7 protein-coding genes are annotated in these 20,218 nt (G+C 52.7%); all 7 read left to right on the forward strand.

Annotation, left to right across the window (positions count from 1 at the left end):
- Position 1: 1 nt before the first annotated feature.
- The 7 genes from AR333_RS09345 to AR333_RS09375 all read left to right on the forward strand — a co-directional run bounded on the left by AR333_RS09345 (position 2) and on the right by AR333_RS09375 (position 20,014).
- Positions 2 to 7,801: an SDR family NAD(P)-dependent oxidoreductase gene (locus tag AR333_RS09345; RefSeq protein WP_068774981.1), complete on the forward strand. Its 7,800-nt coding sequence runs from the start codon at positions 2 to 4 to the stop codon at positions 7,799 to 7,801.
- Positions 7,798 to 14,286 carry a type I polyketide synthase gene (locus AR333_RS09350; protein ID WP_068774982.1) on the forward strand — a complete coding sequence of 2,163 codons (6,489 nt, stop codon included), beginning with the start codon at positions 7,798 to 7,800 and terminating at the stop codon, positions 14,284 to 14,286. Before AR333_RS09345 ends, AR333_RS09350 begins: the two co-directional genes overlap by 4 nt.
- Before the next feature lie 177 nt (positions 14,287 to 14,463).
- Positions 14,464 to 15,633 carry a bis-aminopropyl spermidine synthase family protein gene (locus AR333_RS09355; RefSeq protein WP_068774983.1) on the forward strand — a complete coding sequence of 390 codons (1,170 nt, stop codon included), beginning with the start codon at positions 14,464 to 14,466 and terminating at the stop codon, positions 15,631 to 15,633.
- Positions 15,634 to 15,658: 25 nt separating this feature from the next.
- Entirely contained in the window at positions 15,659 to 16,117 is a 459-nt protein-coding gene (locus AR333_RS09360; protein WP_068774984.1) for a GNAT family N-acetyltransferase, read from the forward strand.
- Positions 16,101 to 17,135, forward strand: a complete 1,035-nt coding sequence (locus AR333_RS09365) for an HAD family hydrolase (protein WP_068774985.1) — start codon at positions 16,101 to 16,103, stop codon at positions 17,133 to 17,135. Before AR333_RS09360 ends, AR333_RS09365 begins: the two co-directional genes overlap by 17 nt.
- Positions 17,136 to 17,138: 3 nt before the next feature.
- The gene (locus AR333_RS09370; RefSeq protein ID WP_068774986.1) at positions 17,139 to 17,393 is read left to right on the forward strand and encodes an acyl carrier protein; all 255 of its coding nucleotides are present in this window, start codon (positions 17,139 to 17,141) and stop codon (positions 17,391 to 17,393) included.
- Between the two features lie 365 nt (positions 17,394 to 17,758).
- Positions 17,759 to 20,014, forward strand: a complete 2,256-nt coding sequence (locus tag AR333_RS09375) for a LamG domain-containing protein (protein WP_253735763.1) — start codon at positions 17,759 to 17,761, stop codon at positions 20,012 to 20,014.
- Positions 20,015 to 20,218: the final 204 nt, after the last annotated feature.

Here is a 20,218-nt window from a genome sequence, read left to right on the forward strand (position 1 = left end):
GATGAGTGCCGAGAACGAAAAGTACGGAGAAACCGGTTTGGAAATTGCCGTTATCGGAATGGCAGGAAGATTTCCGGGCGCGAAGAACCTGGCGGAATTTTGGGAAAACTTACGTGCCGGCAAGGAATCGGTCACTTTTTTTACGGATGAAGAGCTGCAGAAGGCAGGAATTGCTCCGGAGATGCTCAAGCATTCCCAGTATGTAAAAGCAAAGGCTCAGATTGAGGATGTCGAATCGTTCGATGCGCCGTTTTTTGATTACACGCCGCGAGAAGCCGAGCTAATCGATCCGCAGTTCCGTCTGTTCCACGAATGTGCCTGGGAGGCGCTTGAGAATGCGGGGCACCCTCCCGAATCCGAGGATCAACTGATCGGTGTGTACGCGGGAGCTTCCCCTAACACATATTGGGTTGCAAGCCAAGTTATGAATGCTGCCCATGCCAGTGATCATTTTCAAATTCTGCAATTGAATAATCCTTCGTTTACGACACGGATTTCGTACAAGCTGAATTTGAAGGGTCCTAGCGTCAGCGTGCAAACGGCTTGCTCCACCTCTCTGGTATCCATTCATCTGGCTTGTCAGGGACTGCTGGCCGGCGAATGCGATCTCGCCTTGGCCGGAGGGGTTTCGGTCAATTTGCCGCGCACTACCGGCTATTTGTACCAGGAGGGGATGATCCAGTCTCCCGACGGCCACTGCCGGCCTTTTGACGAAGGCGCGAGCGGAACCTTGTTCGGCGACGGAATCGGAATCGTCGTGCTGAAGCGGCTCGCAGACGCCGTTAGGGATGGCGACGAAATTCATGCCGTTATCAAAGGCTCGGCGGTTAACAATGACGGCAGCCGGAAAGTAGGGTACACGGCCCCAAGCACGAACGGCCAGGTGGAAGTCGTTCGCGCGGCACACCAGATGGCTGAGGTTGAGCCGGAAAGCATCGGTTATATAGAGGCGCACGGAACCGGGACTGTACTTGGGGACCCGATCGAGGTGGAGGCTCTGCAGACTGCATTCGCTACGGATAAAAAGGGCTTTTGCAAAATCGGTTCACTCAAATCCAATATCGGTCATTTGGATGCCGCGGCAGGAGTCGCGGGCTTCATCAAGGCTGTACTGGCGATTAAGCATCGGCAAATCCCGCCAAGCCTTCATTTTCATAAACCGAATCCCAAAATCGATTTTGAAAATTCTCCCTTCAGGGTTAATTCAGAGCTTAGCGATTGGAAAAGAACGGAAGGTCCTCTGAGAGCAGGTGTCAGCTCATTCGGTATCGGGGGTACGAATGCCCACGTCATCTTGGAGGAGGCCCCGATTGGGGGAGGGAGTTCGGCCAGCCGCGATTTGAAGCTGCTTGTGCTTTCTGCCCGGACAGAGGAAGGACTGGAGCGCGCGACTCGCAATCTCGGCGAATTTCTGCGGACTTGCCCCGAGGCCGACCTGGCAGATGTGGCTTATACACTGCAGACGGGACGCAAGCGATTCCGCTGGCGCAGAACATTCGTATGCTCCAATGTTCGTGAAGCTGTGGATCGCTTGGACAAGCCTGCCGAAGGCAGCGTGTACACGGACGAATCGGAAAGAGATCAAGCCAAGGTTATTTTCCTCTTTCCGGGGCAGGGCTCGCAGTATGTGAATATGGGAGCTGATTTGTACCGCAAGGAGCCGCTGTTCCGGGCGGAAATGGACCGCTGCTGCGAGATCATTACAGCACAGGGCGGCGCCGACCCAAGGGATTTGCTGTACCGGGCCCCGGATAGTGCGGATAGCGCGGCAGCGGCTGACAGGATCAACCAGACGGAAGCGGCACAGCCGGCATTGTTCGCGTTCGAATATTCGCTCGCGCAGCTATTGATGTCGTGGGGCGTCAAGCCGCATGCAATGATCGGACACAGTATCGGAGAGTACACGGCTGCTTGCCTGTCGGGTGTACTGTCGCTCAAGGACGCGCTGAAGCTCGTCACGCTGCGCGGCAAGCTCATGCAGAGCCTGCCGCCGGGAGAAATGCTGAGCGTATCCCTCTCAGAAGCAAGTCTGTTAGAGCTTCTTCCGGACGAATTAGCGCTGGCTGCCGTCAATAGTCCGGAGCTATGTGTTGTTTCCGGCGCTCATGCTGCCATCGCTTCCTTTGAAGCCAAACTTACAGGGCTGCAGGTGGTGCACCGAAAGCTTCATACGTCGCATGCGTTTCACTCGGCCATGATGGAGCCGATATTGGAGGAGTACGCGGACAAAGTCAAGGAGGCAGACCTCTTTGCTCCTTCGATCCCGTATGTATCCAATGTGACGGGGACATGGATAACGCCGGAAGACGCCGCTGACCCCGCATATTGGACGCGGCATTTGCGGGAAACGGTACGGTTTGCAAGCGGGGCGGCTGAGCTGCTCAAAGAGAAGCAGGCCGTATTTATTGAAATCGGGCCCGGCAATGTTCTCAGCAGCTTCATTCGTAAACAACAGGGGAAGGACACAGAGCGTAAGCATGAAGTGCTCCATCTCGTCCGTCATCCCCAGGTACAATCCGCGGACGATGCTTTCTTACTAGAGAAGATAGGCAAACTGTGGATTGCGGGTGTGCGGATTGATTGGAAAGAGTATTACGACTCGGAACGCCGCCGCAGAGTTGCTCTGCCGACCTATCCGTTCGAACGCCAGCGTTACTCTGTAGAGGGCACACAAATTTCATTGGGAAGCGTGCACGAGGCAGCGGGTTTGCGGAGACCGGGCCGTCCAGAAACGGAGACCGGGAACGAAGCCGTTAAACAACCGACAGAAGCTGCCCGATTGTTGCCCGCATCAGCTATTGAGCAGACGGTTACTGAGCTTGTCCAGAGTCATTTCGGATTTGCGCATATTGGGATAAATGACAACTTTTTTGAAATCGGGGCAAGCTCGCTCGATATTTCCCAGCTGGCTGACAAGCTTGCGGGAGTGTTGGGCAGGGAAGTGCCCGTGGTTACCTTGTATTCCTACCCTTCTGTCCGCACCCTGGCGGCATTCTTGCGTGAGAACGGACAGGAAACCGAGGCAGCGGTTGAAGAGGCCGGAGAGCGCCGGAATGTCATTGCCGAAGGTATGGCGCGTTCCGAGCGGATGAGGACAATTTCCGTCCGGGAAAGAGATCTGCGCGGGACGGGGGAACAAGCGAAGCGTGAAGCCGCCGGGGAGAACGGACTTGAGATTGCGGTCATAGGTATGGCCGCCAGATTCCCTGGTGCGGACAGCATCGGCCAGTTCTGGCGCAATTTGCGCGACGGCGTGGAGTCCATCACATTCTACACGGACGAAGAGCTGGTGCAGGCAGGCGTTGACCCGCAGCTGGTATCCCATCCTTCCTATGTAAAAGCCAAAGGCGCTTTGAACGGGATCGATCAGTTCGACGCCGCGTTTTTCGGTTATTCTCCGCGGGAAGCGCAGCTTATGGACCCGCAGCTGCGGCTGTTCCACGAATGCGCATGGGAGGCGATCGAATCGGCCGCCTACAATCCCGACACCTATCCGGGACTTATCGGCGTCTATGCGGGGGCAACTCCGAATCTGGAGTGGGTTTCCCGCTTTGCGGCTGCTTTGGGCGGAACGGAACGATTCAGCGCTATGCTACTTAACGACAGGGAATTTTTCAGCACCCAGCTGTCTTATAAACTCAATCTTCGTGGTCCCAGTATTTCTATGCAGACCGCCTGCTCCACGTCTCTGGTTAATATCGTTCTAGCCTCGCAAGGGTTGCTGGCAGGTGCGTGCGACATCGCGCTGGCCGGCGGCTCCACTGTCAGCGTACCGGATAAGTCCGGCTACCTGTATGAAGACGGCATGATTCAATCGCCGGACGGGCATTGCCGGGCTTTCGACGAGCAGGCGGCAGGGACTGTTTTCGGAGACGGTGTCGGTGTCGTCATCCTGAAGCGGCTTAGTGATGCCATTGCGGATGGGGATGTGATCCACGCCGTTATCAAGGGCTTCGGCTTGAACAATGACGGCACCCGCAAGGTAGGCTTTACCGCTCCGAGCACTAAGGGACAAGCCGAGGTAATCCGTGCGGCACACCGGATGTCGGGTGTAGAGCCTGAAAGTATCACCTATGTAGAAGCGCACGGAACAGGCACAAGCATGGGGGACCCCATTGAGATCGAAGCTTTGAAGGAAGCCTTTGGCACCGATAAGACGGGATTTTGCCGAATCGGATCAGTCAAGACGAACGTCGGTCACCTTAACAGCGCTGCCGGAGCAGCGGGATTCATCAAAACGGTGCTGGCCCTGAAAGAGAAGCAGATTCCGCCGAGTCTTCATTATCAACGGGGAAACCCCAATATTGACTTTGTTAACAGCCCGTTCGTCGTCAATACAGAACTGGTGCCATGGGAAAGCAGCCGTTATCCCTTGCGCTCCGGAGTCAGCTCATTCGGCATCGGTGGCACGAATGCGCACGTTATTCTGGAGGAAGCTCCCTCAAGAGAGCCGTCGGACGCAGGCCGGGCAGAGAAACTGCTGCTTTTGTCGGCCAGAACGCCTACAGCATTGACAGAGTCGAAATCGCGACTGGCTGCTTTTTTAACAGAGCATCCGCAAGTGAATCTGGCAGATGCGGCGTATACGCTGCAAGCAGGCAGGAAGGCTTTTGAATGGAGAGCCGCATTCGTGTGCAAGGATGCGGGAGAAGCGGCCGCCATATTGAGTTCGAACGGGGCCGATAAAATTGCCGAAGGCCAAACGGAGGCGCAAACCCGATCTGTCGTATTCATGTTCCCCGGCCAGGGTTCGCAGTACGTTGGCATGGGACGGGAGCTCTATCGCAGCGAACCTGAATTCAAGGAGGAGCTTGATCGCTGCTTCGAGCTCGTTCAACCGTATATGCAGGTTGACTTAAAGGCCTTACTGTATGCTGACGAACCGGACCAAGCGGTGCGGGAGGATCTCCTGATGCGGACGGATATCGCGCAGCCTGTGCTCTTTATGATCGAGTATGCGCTTGCCAAGCTGCTCATCCGATGGAGCATCCGGCCGGAAGCGATGCTGGGCCACAGCATCGGCGAATATGTGGCAGCATGTCTGGCGGGTGTATTCACGCTGGCAGATGCGCTGCAGCTCGTAGCGCTTCGGGGCCGTCTCATGCAGGGGCTGCCGGCGGGATCTATGCTCAGTGTGGCGATGCCGGAAGCGGAACTCCGCGCATTATTGCCTGATCATCTTGCGCTGGCGGCAGTCAACAGCTCCTCCTTGTGCGTTGTTTCCGGCACGTCGGAGCAGATCCAAGCATTCTCACGGCTGCTGGAAGACCAAGGCTGCGCCTGCCGTCTTCTTCACACATCTCATGCCTTTCATTCTCATATGATGGATCCGATACTGACAGCATTCGCGGACCAAGTTCGGTCTATCCCGCTGAAAGAGCCGCTGCTGCCCTTTATTTCCAATGTAACCGGCACTTGGATCACACCGGAGGAAGCTTCGGATGCGGATTACTGGGTCAGGCATTTGCGATCGACTGTGCGGTTTGCGGACGGGCTTGCGGAACTGTTGAATAACCCGCGCTCTGTATTCATTGAAGCCGGTCCGGGTAATTCGCTCAGCACGTTCGTGCGTAAGCATGAAGCAGGATCACGTGAGCGGATTATTGTCAATATGCTGAGACATCCCCAGGAAGCCGTATCTGATACTGAGCATTTGTTGAACAAAATCGGACGTCTCTGGCTGGCGGGTATCGACATCGATTGGACGGGCTATTACGCCCATGAACGGCGCAGACGAATCGAGCTGCCAACCTATCCGATGGAGCGCCAGCGCTATTGGCTTGATGATGAACAGCAGCCGTTACCTGGAGCACGTTCTTCCTCGGCGCGAAGAGGCGGTAAGAACCCCAATATGGCGGACTGGTTCTATTATCCTTCCTGGGAACGTGCCTTGCTGGAGGAGCATCCGGAAGAAAGGCAGCAGAACGGACACAATTGGCTTGTATTCACGGATAATTGCGGCATCGCGGACGAATTGGCTGCATGTGTTCAGAGTGAGGGAGACCGTGTCGCGATGGTTAAGGCGGGTAACGCATTCGGTGCGCATGAGAATGGAACGTTCACGCTTGTCCCGGGATCTGCAGAGCATTATATCCGGCTGCTGGATGAGCTGCGGAAACAGGATTTCGTACCCGACAGAGTCGCTCACCTTTGGAATGTTTCTTCCTCTGGGGAGGAAGAAGAGGAAAAGGAATACTCCGATGCGGAGGCGATTGAACGCCGTCAGCAAGAAGAGGGCTATTACAGTCTGATCTATTTGGCTCAGGCACTGCGCAAGCATAAGGAAGCAGAGGCCGTCCGTATAGCAGTCGTGTCTTCAGGGATGCAGGAAGTAACGGGGATGGAGAGGCTGTCTCCGGGTAAAATGACGCTGCTCGGCCCATGTATGGTCATTCAGCAGGAATACAGCGGAATTACATGTGTAAGCATTGATATTGATGTACCGCAGGAGGCTAAGCATAGACGGCGAATCGCTGGCAATGTCATCGGGGAATTATCGGCTCCTTCCTCGGATCTGCTCACCGCTTATCGGGGGAATTACCGCTGGGTTCAGAACTTCAAGCCGGTGGGACTACGCCAGTCGGATACCCGGGCGGCTCCATTTCGGGAGCAGGGTGTATATCTGATTACGGGAGGGCTCGGAGGAATCGGAATGCTGACGGCAGAGTTCCTGGCGCGAAATTACGGTGCTCGGCTCATTCTTACCGGACGTTCAAGCTTTCCCGAGAGGGAGGAATATACGCGCTGCCTGGCCGAACACGAGGAGGAGCATCCGCTCGCCCGCAAAATCAGGCGTGTGCTGCATTTGGAAGAACTCGGCGCTGAGGTGACCTATTTGCAGGCCGACTTGTCCAATGAAGAACAGATGAGCCGTGTCTTCAAGTTCATAGACTGTGAATATGGCCGCCTCCATGGGGTTGTGCAGGCGGCGGGTCTTCCAGGCGGAGAATCTTTCCGCGCAATTGAGAATATCAGCGGAGACCAGTCCGACGAGCAGTTCCGCGCCAAAGTCCAGGGTTTGCAGACGCTGGGCAGGCTAATTGCCGACAGGGAAGCGGAGATATGCATCCTGTTCTCCTCCATTGCCAGCATACTCGGAGGACTCGGATTCAGCGCTTATTCGGCAGCGAATTTGTACATGGATGCCTTTGCCCGCAAACAGAACCGGGCAGGCGGTACGAAGTGGTTGTGCGTCAATTGGGATGCGTGGGAGTTCTGGGAAGAGCACCGCTCAACGATCGGGGAGTCGCTTGTCGAATTGGCGATAACGCCTGCCGAGGCGCCTGATTTGTTCAGGTACGTCTACAGTCCATGCGGCAGCAATCAAATTATTGTATCTACCGGTGATCTTCAGAAGCGGATCGATCAATGGATCCGACACGCGGGCAAGCAGGAAGACACTCATGCGGCAGGCAGCGCTTCATTCAGCAGGCCGAACCTGACCACACCTTATGCGGCACCACGTAATCGGGTCGAGAAGACGATAGCGGAGGTGTGGAAACAATTTTTCCGTATTGACGAGGTTGGTATCCACGATAATTTCTTCGATCTGGGAGCAAGTTCACTGGATATGATTCAAGTGACCGCCAAACTAAATGAAGCGTTGGACGAGAGTATTGCCGTTGTTGATATGTTCACCTATCCAAGCATTCATGCGCTAGCTCAACGCCTTACACCCAGCGAAGAAGACGAGGCGGAGGAGGCGGAGATGGAAAATCAAATGATCGACTCCGCTGCGAAAGGAAGAAAGCGGCAGCAGCAGCAAAAAGAAAAAAGACGCAAAGGAGAGGTCTTGCTATGAGCATATCGAACGGTAGCGACTATAACGGATCGGAAATTGCCGTAATCGGCATGTCGGGCAGATTTCCGGGAGCCAAAAACTTGCGGGAATATTGGAATAATCTCTGCAGCGGCAAGGAAAGTATCTCTTTTTTCAGTGACGAAGAGCTGCTGGAGGAAGGCATTGATGTGTCGGCGGTGTCTCACCCCAATTATGTAAAGGCCAAGGGAGTACTCGATGATCTCGAGTACTTCGATCCCGAATTCTTCGATTATACACCCCGCGAAGCGGAGCTAATGGATCCGCAGTTCCGTCTTATGCACGAATGCTCCTGGGAAGCGCTTGAACAAGCGGGGTATGATCCCAGAACATACAGAGGCTCAATCGGGTTATATGCAGGCGCGGCTTTCAATTCCAACTGGTTCATGCGCGCGTTCAAAGGGCTGGGGACAGCGGAGGAATCCGCCACCCTGGAGACGGCTATGCTGAATCTGCGCGATTATATGGCCACGCTCGTTTCCTATAAGCTGAATATGAAGGGACCGAGCTTTACGGTGCAGACGGCTTGTTCCACATCGCTCGTCGCCATCCATCTGGCCTGTCAAAGTCTGCTTAGCGGAGAGTGCAGCATGGCGCTGGCCGGAGGAGTGTCGATACAGCTGCCTAAGAAAGCCGGTTATTTTTATCAGGAAGGCATGATTAATTCGCCAGACGGTCACTGCCGGGCCTTCGATGAAAAAGGGGCAGGTACCGTCTTCGGTGAAGGCGCCGGGATTGTCGTCCTGAAACCGCTGGAGGATGCGCTTGCGGACGGAGACCATATATACGCTGTAATTAAAGGTTCAGCGATCAATAACGACGGCAGCAGGAAAGTAGGCTATACCGCTCCGAGTACATCAGGTCAGGCATCCGTAATCCGTGCCGCGCATCATATAGCTGAGGTGGAGCCGGAAAGCATCTCCTATATCGAAGCACACGGCACAGGCACGACACTTGGCGATCCAATCGAAATCGAAGCGTTGAAAACCGCTTTTCAAACGGACAAGAAGAGATACTGCGGCATCGGCTCGGTTAAGTCCAACATCGGGCATCTAAACAACGCAGCAGGGGTAGCGGGATTTATTAAAACAGTGCTTGCTCTGGCCCATAAGCAGCTGCCTCCTACACTTCACTATGAACGGCCGAATCCCAAAATAGACTTTGAGAACAGCCCATTCTATGTCAACGACCGGTTAAAAGACTGGTCCAACGACTCCTTCCCGCTTCGGGCCGGCATCAGTTCTTTTGGCATCGGCGGCACGAATGCCCACATTGTCCTGGAAGAAGCGCCGCCGGCTTCCGCTTCCTCTACGGGCAGGTCGGCGCAGCTCATCTCCCTGTCGGCTAAGACGGAAGTGTCGCTCGACAAACTGACGGAGCGTATAGCACTGCATTTGCAGGAGAACCCCGGCGTATGCTTAGCCGATTTGGCGTATACACTCCATGAGGGACGGGCGGCTTTCCCGCATCGCAGAACGCTTGTCTGCGGCAGCGCGAATGAAGCGGCCATGCTGCTGGCTCAGCCCGGATCATCCGATGTCCAGAGCGGATTTGCCGCAGCCGATGCACCGCCGGTCGTATTCATGTTTTCCGGACAAGGCTCGCAATACACCGGAATGGGCAGGGAATTGTATGAGCAGGAGCCGGTGTTCCGGGAGGAGGCGGACCGCTGCTTTGAGCTGTTGCCAGATGAGATCCGCCATGAAGCGAAGCGGGTTCTATATCCATCCGCCGATGATCCCGATACGTCACTTATTAACCGGACTGACATTGCCCAGCCGGTCCTGTTTACGGTCGAATATGCACTTGCCAAGCTCATGATGAAATGGGGTGTACAGCCGCAGGCCATGATCGGGCACAGCATAGGTGAATACGTCGCCGCATGTCTGGCAGGCGTATTCTCGCTGGAGGATGCGGTGCGGCTCGTTACTCTTCGCGGTCGATTGATGCAGAGTCTGCCAAGCGGTCTCATGCTGAGCGTCCCGCTGACGGAGCAGGAAATTCTTCCGCTGTTGTCCGGCGGCATATCACTGGCTGCGGTGAACGCTCCTTCTATGTGCGTTGTTTCAGGCCCTTCGGAAGCGGTTGAATCATTGGCCTCTTCCTTGGAAAAGAAAGGAATCGAATGCCGTGGTCTACACACGTCACACGCATTCCATTCCGCCATGATGGAACCGATTCTGGAGCCCTATGAGCGCGAGGTCGGCAAGCTTGTGCTGAACGCACCGCAGTTGCCCTTCATTTCTAACGTCACGGGGACTTGGATCCGGGATGAGCAGGCAATCGATCCCGTTTACTGGGCACAGCATCTGCGCGGTACCGTACGGTTCTCCGACGGACTCAGCACCCTGCTGGCCGAGATGGACGCTGTGTTTGTAGAGGTTGGAGGAGGCAATGCTCTGACCGCATTTGCGAAGAGCCATAATGAATTCTCCAAGAGCTCAGCCAAGGGGAATAAGGAGCTCCTTATTGTGAATCTGATACGTCACCCGAAGCAGAATACGTCTGATATCGCTCATCTTCTTCTTCAAGTGGGACGTTTATGGAATGCCGGCCTAAAAATAAACTGGACCCGCTTCTACGGGGATGGGAAGAGAAACCGTATTCCTTTGCCGACTTATCCGTTTGACCGCCGCCGTTACTGGCTCGATGAAGAAGGAATCCGGATCGTCCACACGGACTCACCGGGGGAGAACGCAGGACAAAGCCCCGTTACGGAGCGGAATGACCGGAAAGAGGCGCCAAAAGAATTATCGGAACCGAGCAACCCGCTTGAAGAGACGTTGGCCGGCATATGGCGCAATCTGTTCGGCCTGGAGGATATCGGAATTCACGAGGATTTCTTCGAAATAGGCGGTCATTCTTTGAAAGCGACCAGCCTGGTCACCAAGATTCACAAGGAACTTGATGTGGAGCTGACTCTGTCGGATATATTCAACATGCCGACGATAAGTGCACTTGCCCGTCATATCGGGCAGATGGCTAAGAATAAATATTTAGCGATCGAACCGGCGGAGAGCAAACCTTACTATCGGTTGTCCTCTGCACAGAAACGTACGTTCCTCATTCATCAGCAAATCGGCTCGGTAACTACATACAACATGCCGATGGCTTTGTGGGTGCACGGGAAAGCGGAAGCGGATCGTTTTGAGCAGGCTTTCATTAAATTGATTCACCGTCATGAGAACATGCGAACCTCGTTTCATATGGTAGATGGAGAACCGGTTCAGCGTATTCATGAGAATTTCGTGTTTACCGTTGAACGCCTGGACGCGGACGAAGAGGACTTGAAGAAAATTATGCGGAAGTTTATCAGGCCGTTCGACCTGGGCCAAGCCCCGCTTATTCGCGCCCTTTTTGTCAGAATAGAGCCCGAGAAACATGTGCTGTTTATGGATATGCACAATATTGTTTCGGACGGCGCTTCAATGAATGTGTTTATCAAAGAATTCAGCGATCTGTATGCCGGGAAAGATCTTCCTCCTCTGCGCATTCAATACAAGGACTTCGCGGAATGGCAGCACCTCCTGTTGAGCGGGGACGTTATTCGGAAGCAAGAGGAATATTGGATGAATCAATTCCGGCACAATATCCCCGTGCTGAACATGCCGTATGACTTCGAGAGGCCCGAATTCCAGTCCTTTGTCGGCAGAGCGCACAAGATTAACATCTCGAAGGAAACCGCAGACCGGCTGAACGCTTTGGCCAAATCGCAAAATGTCACGATTAACGTGCTTTTGTTTCATCTATATACGATTGTACTGCATCAATATACCGGCCAGCATGACCTTACAGTCGGCTCTCTGGTGGCCGGCAGGCGGCATGCCGATGTGGAGCCTTTAATAGGCATGTTCACGAACTTCCTGCCGATCCGGGTCCGGTTCCAAGACCGGATCAGTCTTCTCGACCAACTGCTTGTTCTGAATGACACGATGATGAACGCCTATGAGAATCAAGATTTTCCATTCGACCGGATGGTAGAGAAGCTATCGGCGAAATTACCGCGCGGACGTAATCCTCTGTTCGATACCATGATGATTTTTCACAATGAATTTGATGGAAACACCGTGCTTACCGCCGAAGGACTTACCTTCGAGAATTTTGAGATTACGAAAGGAATTTCCAAGCTCGATTTCAAACTCGATATCGGTTATGCGGATGATGGCGGACTGCTCTGTGTCATGCAGTACAATACTGCTTTGTTCGCCGAAGCTACTATGGCCGGACTCATGGGACATTTTACGGATCTGATTGAACTGGCGCTGGACAACCCGGCTATCGAATTGAGAGAAGTCCGGCTGCTTACCGATGAGCAAGAGGCCGAAGCGGCGGCCAAACGAAGCAGCTCGCTGCCGGAGCGTGTCCTTAACGTAACGGCCGTCTCTACCTTTACTGCGGATCCGATCCGCCCCTATGTCAGTTGGTGGGGAGAGCAATTCGGAGCCCGCATTGATATTCTTTTTGCTCCGTATCAACAAGTGTTTCAAGAGCTTTTGAGCCCGGACAGCTCCTTCTCGTATGAAGAGGCGGCGGGACTCCTGCTCATCCGCTTTGAAGATTGGCTGCGGGATGACCGTTCTTCGGAGGCCGAGCAGATTAAAAAGCTGGAGAGGGCGCTTGCCGATCTGCTTCAGGCATTATCTGCAGGTCAAAGATCGAACCCGTTATTCGCCGGGGTGTTCCCGGTGTCTACTTCATTGGAAGTGTCTCCAGTCATGGAGAGTTATCTGGAAGAGCTCGGGAATCGCTGGAAGCGTGAATTGAAGCGGCTTGACCATGTTTACGTTATCGACTTCAGAGAGCTTGGCGCAACATTTGGCATTGAACACGTACACGATTCCACTGCAGATCAAGCTGCACACATGCCGTTCACACCGGAATTTTATGCGGCAATCGGAACCCTTACAGCACGCCGCCTGCTCGCTTGGCAAGGACATCCGTTCAAAGTTATTGCGGTGGATTGCGACAATACTCTCTGGCGTGGAGTGTGCGGGGAGGATGGGGCAGCAGGGGTAGCGGCTTCCGATTCTTACCGCGCGTTCCAGCGTTATCTGCTTGGCAAGCAGCAAGAAGGCATGCTTCTTGTGCTGGTCAGTAAGAACAATGAAGCGGATGTGTGGGATGTACTGGACAATCACCCGGATATGCTGCTCAAAAAAGAGCACTTTGCAGGAACGCGGATCAATTGGAGCTCAAAATCCGAAAACTTGCTCTCGTTGGCGGAAGAACTGCAATTAGGACTGGATAGCTTCATCTTTATTGATGACAGTTCGCTGGAATGCTCCGAAGTGCAGTTAAATTGTCCGGAAGTTCTTACGTTTCAGCTCCCTGAAGAGCGGCAAATCCCGGCATTCCTGGAACATGTCTGGGCAACGGACCGCCTGCTCGTCACGGAAGAGGATAAACGGAGAACCGAAATGTATGCCTCAGAGCGCAAACGTAGACAAGTTAAATCTTCGGCTTCTTCACTGCAGGCATTTCTCGATGAATTAGAGCTTAGAATGGGCATCTACGAAGCGGCTGACGAGCAACTGCCACGTATTGCCCAGCTCATGCAGCGTACCAATCAGTTTACGCTGAACGCGAGTATACCAGCAGGGAGGAAGCTGGAAGCCATACGGGCTGAACAGGATACGAAATGCTGGGCGATTGAAGCCTCAGACCGGTTCGGTCATTACGGACTGTCAGGAGCGGTAATTACGCGATGCGAGAAGGACATTGTTCATCTGGAAGTCTTCCTGCTGAGCTGCCGCATTCTCGGGAGAGGAATCGAGTCGGCGGTAATCAGTTCCTTGAAGGCTTATTGCCTGGAAAGGAAGGCCGAATATATCGAGGCTGTCTGTACAATTACCGGGAAAAACGAGCCGCTGCTCGACTTTTTGAGAAAGGGATCGTGGAGCATTCTGGAGGAGTCCGGTCGCAGCGTGCGTTTCCGGCTTGCGGTCAAGGATATCCCAGATTCTATCCAGCATATTGAGATCTTTAACGAACCTCTGCCAGCCTCAGCAGAGCCTCAGCCTCAGCTCTCAGGCAGAGAAATTCAAGGAGAGGCCGGCAACGCTGAGGGAATGGTACGGGGTTTAGAAGAGGCGGACTGGGAAGTGGCCGTCAGTGGTGATAATCAGCAGCATCGCCATCAACTGCTTCCGCTGCAGTATTCTAACGGACCCAGACTGCTTCGGATTCCGGTGCGGGAGATAGAAGAGAGTGCGGCTCAAAGAGCTCCGTACCGGGCTCCGTCCAACGAGACAGAGGCAGCTTTAGTGCAGATTTGGGAACGGGTGCTCGGGATCGGCGGCATCGGAATAGATGACGATTTTTTCCGGCTAGGCGGAACGTCCCTTCATGCTGTCCGGGTTGAAGTCGAAATGGAGAAGCAAGGTTTATCGGCGGAAGGACAGCAATTATTCAAATATCGGACGATTCATCAATTAAGTCCGTTTATTCGAATCTCCGTGATGGAATGACACAAGGCAATTTTATAGAAGCAAGGCATCTAGAGACAAGGGCTATCTCCTGTCTTAGGATGCCTTGCTTTTTTATGGTAAATATAGGATAATGGTTGCGCTTGTTGGTAATCCATTAATATACAATTGTGCATTACGCTGGATAATATATTCGTTAAAGGAGTTGATGGTAAATATATGAATAAGGAACTGATAGATTATGTTTATTCCCAAGTGTCAATTAAGGACGGAAAAAAAGTAATTGAGAATGTTTTATTGGATATTTATTTTAAACCGGGTATTTCCACCAAAGATATTGCCCGAAAAACGCTGCTGCCCCTGCCTCTTGTATCCGCTATTAAGAAAGAATTAATCAAGGTGGGCCTCATTGAGCAAAAACGGGGAGTTAACTGCACCGCAAGAGGAAACCGGTTTGTCGAACAAACGATGGGATTCGGTCATCTGGACCATGACCTGTATCAGCGCCTGAAGTACGAGCAGTGGCAGCCTGAAGAGCTGAAGGACATGATGGCCAAGCTCGAGAGCGTCTTTGAGGGACGGCCTCAGGTCGATGTTACCATTGACCAGTCACGCTGTACTCTGGCTACGAGCATGAATCGGGCTGTTCTGGCGCTTCGTCACGAGGCTCTAATCGGCAGGGATATCGTTTGTCTGGGGGACGATGATCTCGTCAGTGTGTCGCTGGCTTTCTTGCTGAAGCAGCTTTACCGTAATGATGCCTCCAAGTCGAACACCCGCATCCATGTATTCGAAATTGACAAACGCATTACCAGCTACGTGAACTATCTGGCGGAAACCGAAGATTTGCCGATCGTATGTTACGAAATGGATTTTCGCGAACAGCTCCCGTCTGAATTCTTGCACCGCTTTGATTGCGTGTTCACCGATCCCCCTTATACACAGCAGGGGATGTCGTTATTCGTCTCCCGCGGAATCCAATTGCTGAAACGGGATGTAGGACTGCCTATCTTCCTGTCGTTCGCTCATAAATCACCTGATTTCACCTTGGCGATGCAGCGCGAGTTTGCCAATATGGGTTTGTTCGTGACGAGTGTTTTGCCTCGCTTCAATGAATATATCGGGGCGGAAATTATTGGTAACACCAGCCAGATGATTGTGTTACAATCTACTGAAGAGACGCATGAAAGCATTGAGCGTGAATACAGGCAAGCGCTGTATACCGGCGAGGTCAAACGTACGATTCGTTTATACGAGTGCAAACGTTGTAACCGCGTGACCGAAGTAGGCTTCCAAATGCAGTGGCAGACGATCGAGCAGTTGAAAAAAGAAGGCTGCCCGGGCTGCCGTTACGAAACTTTCGAGCTCATTCAAAAAAAGAACGCATAAGAACGCAGATTGGAGTTACAGCACGATGCCGATTAGAGAAATCGAGCCCAAGGATATCGCGACTATTACAATATTTGAAACAGAAATCTCCACGATTTCATTCGGAGAAGATGCGATTACCGATCCTCAATTTCATACAAAAAAACTGGAAAAGGCGCTTCGTTATGAGAGGGAAGGAATGCTTGTTCTCGAAGTGGACGGGGAGATTTCAGGCTGGATGTGGATAACCCCGCGTAAAAACTCGGTTACCAAGGAGACGTACGCGAATTTTAAAAGTTTTTATATTGCTGAATCCTGCCGGGGCACCGCTTATGTCGATGAACTTTTCGAGGCGGGAATGAACTACTGCAAAAGCGAGGAAGTTACGCAGATCGTCGGTAAGGTGCATGTGAGCAATTTGCCGATGCGGCTCCTCTATAAGAAATACGGCTTCAAGCCGACACATTTGACGATGGAGCTATTCCCCGATGGACCCCATGATTAAATGCCTGGTGTGGGATTTAGACGATACATTATGGCAGGGTACGCTCCAGGAAGATGAAGCGGGAATTAAACTGCTGCCGGGGATCACGAGCGTACTCCATACATTGGACCGGCGCGGAATTATCCAGAGTATAGCCAGCCGCAACAACTGGGAGCATGTGAAGAGCAAACTGGAGGAGCTGGGCGTCGGTCAATATTTCTTGTACCCTCAGTGCCATTTTGATTCTAAAACGCTCAGTATGGAGCGGATATCCAAGGAACTCAACATCGGATTGGATTCATTGGCCTTTATTGACAATGACCCGTTCGAACGGTTTGAAATAAATTATTATGTTCCTCAGGTGCGCACTTATGACGCCCGTGAATACCGGGATTTGCCTGAGTATCCCGAGTTTCAGGCCGGTCATGTGACGGAGGAATCGGAGAAGCGGCGTCAATATATGCAGGCGCGATTTCGGAGAGAAGAAGCCAGAAAAGAATACAAGGGAACCCGTGAGCAATTTTTAAGGGAATGCGGGATGAAACTGCAGATCCGATTAGCGCAGGAGGAAGATTACCCCCGCGTTGTTGAATTGTCCCACCGTACAAATCAGATGAACAGTCTGTTGGAAAGAATTGATCTGCCGTTCGTCGATTCCTATTGCAATCAGGCCGGTCACTATTTGTATGTGGCCAAGCTCGAGGACCGGTTCGGTGCGCACGGCCTTATCGGGACCTGTTTTGTGAATACCGCTGATGAGGAAGTTGATATTTCTCTCTTTTGTATTTCTTGCCGGATCGAAGGACGTGGCATCGCTTCGGCGTTTTTGTATACGGTTCTAGAACGGTTGGGACAACAGCTGCCGACGGCGGAAACTGTAAGGTGCCGGTTGGTGCGCAAACAGCGGAATTTACCCGCCAGACTGTTATTGGAAATGCTGGGCTTCAAGAAATCCGTTTCGGATGACTTGGAATCCATCTACATACTGCAATTGCCGCTTCCGCACAAAGCATTTAATTGGCTAGAGATTGGAGAATGAACAATGAACCGTGATACGATCCAGCAAGAGATTGCGGACATTATTAAGGAAATGTTTCATATGTCAATGGTTGATAAGGATACCGTCTTAATCGGCGCTGCCGGAGTACTGGATTCTATGACGGTAATCAGATTGCTTGCGGAGTTGGAGAAACGGTTCGACTTTACGATGGACGAGGATGATATGACTTTGGATTCCATCAGCAGCGTCAGGCATCTGACGGACTGGGTGATCCAGAGCAAACAGGGAAATCTATGAATTGCAGCAGGCACCAGACGTCAAGATACTGAGATACCATGTCCAAGCGGGAAATTTCCTGCAAAGGTCATGGTATTTTTGTATTGCAAGGAATAGGCGGCAGAATAATTTACAGTTCAATTTGTAGAGTGGATACTATTTAGTAGAGTTCATTATAAACAAGATTTACCTTCTTACCATAATATTTACATGTTATAATTATATTTATCTCATACAATTTGTGGAAAATTCTTATTACAAACTTGTATGCGGTGAAAGAGGAAGGATCTCAAATTTAGTTGTCTTTTTCATCTTACATGGCAGGCATCAGAGAACAGATTCGCGTTGTACAAAGAAAAACTTTGAACTACGGGAGGAATGTAAACATGTCCAAAGAAGATGTGAAAACGAATGGGACCGCAGCGCAGGCGCCAAATCCAGTTACGGTTGTGGGGTATACGAATGAATTCAGCGTCCAGCCCGGTCAAGATTTGCACTTTATGATTGATACCGAAAGCCCGGTATATACGGCTAATGTTGTGCGTTTAAGCGGCGGAATGCCTGATCCGGATAACTCGACTTTTTTGCCGACGGAACCGGTGACGGCAGATTGTGCAGGTGAATACCCCGGGCGGCGGCAAATAACAGCGCCGGGTTCCTATGCCGAGCTGCCACTGCCGGGGAATTGGATGCAGAGCGGCGAATTCTCGGCGCAGCTGTGGATTTACCCGATGGTTCCCGTATACGACTATATCCAAACCGTCTGGTCGGCACGAACTGCAGATGGCACAGCAGGCGCTGCTCTAAAGCTGGAAAATGACGGTCGGCTGGCGTTTTCCCTTACCGGGGGATGCGGGCAATCTGTTACAGTCCGCACGGCTGTTCCGCTTAAGGAAAATATATGGTATTCCGTCGTCCTCCATTATTCTGCAAGCACACAGGCAGCCAAGCTTTGTGTCACCAGCCGGGACGGCTGGAAGGCCGATGACGGCATACAAGTCCATACCGCTGCTGCAAATCTGGATTACAGCAATGTCGCCTTAGCACGCGTACTGCTCGCTGCGGATTCCGACCCTGCCGCTCCGGGACGAACCATTCATCATTACAATGGTAAAATCGGCAATCCCCGGTTCTGGGGAGAACTTCTAACCGAGGAGTTATTATCGGACGTGCTGCTTGGTACAGACGGGATTAGTGCTGTGCCCCTTGCGGATTATGATTTCAGCGCCAATATTGCATCTGCACACCTTGAGGACCTGTCGGCAGGCGGCTACCACGGTACCCTGCACCAGGGGGGGACAAGGGCGGTAACCAGTCACAACTGGACCGGGGAACAGCTGGACTACCGGCACGCACCTGAACAATACGCGGCTGTTCACTTTCATGACAACGATCTCGTCGATGCCGAGTGGGAGACCGATTTTTCCTGGCATATCCCGGATGATCTGCCGAGCGGAATATATGCGATGAAACTTGAGGCTGAAGGCAGTATAGACTATATCCCTTTCTTTGTACGTCCCGTACAAGGAACCGCAACTGCACCCGTGCTGTTCCTTGCGCCAACCAATACTTACGTGGCTTACGGGAACGAGCGGCTGTTCAAACTAGCCAAAGACTATTTGGGAGAGGACTATGTCCTTCCTTCACAGGACGTTTATTTGGATGAACATCCGGAGCTTGGCAACTCCATCTACGACCTGCATAACGATGGCAGCGGCGTACAATTCTCCTCCCGTCTGCGACCGCTTCTGAATATCCGGCCTCACTACCGTAACTGGCGGGCTGTGCGCCACTTTTCCGCCGACTTGTACATTACGGGCTGGCTGGAGAATCGGGAACAGAGCTATGACGTAGCTACGGACGAGGATTTGCATCATGCGGGAGTTGACCTATTGAGCCCATACAAGGTGCTGATCACGGGCAGTCATCCCGAATATTGGACGCGGCCGATGATGAAGGCTCTGGAGCAATATTTAGCGAACGGCGGGCGGGTAATGTACTTGGGAGGGAACGGATTCTACTGGGTGACGAGTCTCGATCCGGCCCGGCCGGCTTTATTGGAAGTGCGGCGCGGCAACGCCGGTTCACGCGCATCGGACTCACCTCCGGGTGAACTGTTCCACAGCACGACTGGCGAGTCCGGCGGTATCTGGCGCCATCACGGTTATGTGCCGCAGCGTCTTGTCGGTGTAGGCACTAGTGCTTTGGGAGGCGGATCCGCTGCCGGCTACCGGCGGTTAGATGACAGCTTTAAGCCGGAAGCCGGGTTTATTTTTGACGGTATCGGCGAATACGAGATCATAGGCGATTTCGGACATGCTGCCGGAGGAGCCGCCGGCGATGAGATCGACCGTTACGATCTGAGTTTCGGAACACCTCCGCACACACTGCGTCTGGCAACCTCGACCGGCCATGACGATAACTATCAATTCGTACATGAAGATCTGCTGCATACTGCGCCAGGTCAGGGAGGCACGGTAAATCCGCTCGTGCGGGCAGACATGACTTATTTTGATATTCATGGCGGAGGGGCTGTGTTCTCCGTAGGTTCGGTTAATTGGGCGGGCAGCCTGGGTTGGAACAATTATAACAACAATGTGGCCCGCATCAGCGACAACGTACTGAGCAAGCTGCTGCTGTAGTTAACAGGACATGCACCGTCCCATTTGATAACGTGTGAAATGGGGCTCGCATGTATCCGGACAAGGCTAGGAAGTGAAGCTTGCACTAAAAAACCGAGGGAGAAGGGGACTGACCCCTGTTTGTGAGACAGGGATCAAAACACCTTTCAAGTTATGCAGCCAGTCGTCGGAATTCAAGCGGCGACTGGTTATTTAGTTTCGTTT

Origin of the sequence: Paenibacillus sp. FJAT-26967 (genome assembly GCF_001541095.1) — a bacterium.
Classification (GTDB): Bacteria; Bacillota; Bacilli; order Paenibacillales; family NBRC-103111; genus Paenibacillus_F.

Coding starts and splice junctions, on each gene's coding strand:
- AR333_RS09345 (WP_068774981.1), top strand. CDS start 2: ATGAGTGCCGAGAACGAAAAGTACGGAGAAACCGGTTTGGAAATTGCC.
- AR333_RS09350 (WP_068774982.1), top strand. CDS start 7,798: ATGAGCATATCGAACGGTAGCGACTATAACGGATCGGAAATTGCCGTA.
- AR333_RS09355 (WP_068774983.1), top strand. CDS start 14,464: ATGAATAAGGAACTGATAGATTATGTTTATTCCCAAGTGTCAATTAAG.
- AR333_RS09360 (WP_068774984.1), top strand. CDS start 15,659: ATGCCGATTAGAGAAATCGAGCCCAAGGATATCGCGACTATTACAATA.
- AR333_RS09365 (WP_068774985.1), top strand. CDS start 16,101: ATGGACCCCATGATTAAATGCCTGGTGTGGGATTTAGACGATACATTA.
- AR333_RS09370 (WP_068774986.1), top strand. CDS start 17,139: ATGAACCGTGATACGATCCAGCAAGAGATTGCGGACATTATTAAGGAA.
- AR333_RS09375 (WP_253735763.1), top strand. CDS start 17,759: ATGTCCAAAGAAGATGTGAAAACGAATGGGACCGCAGCGCAGGCGCCA.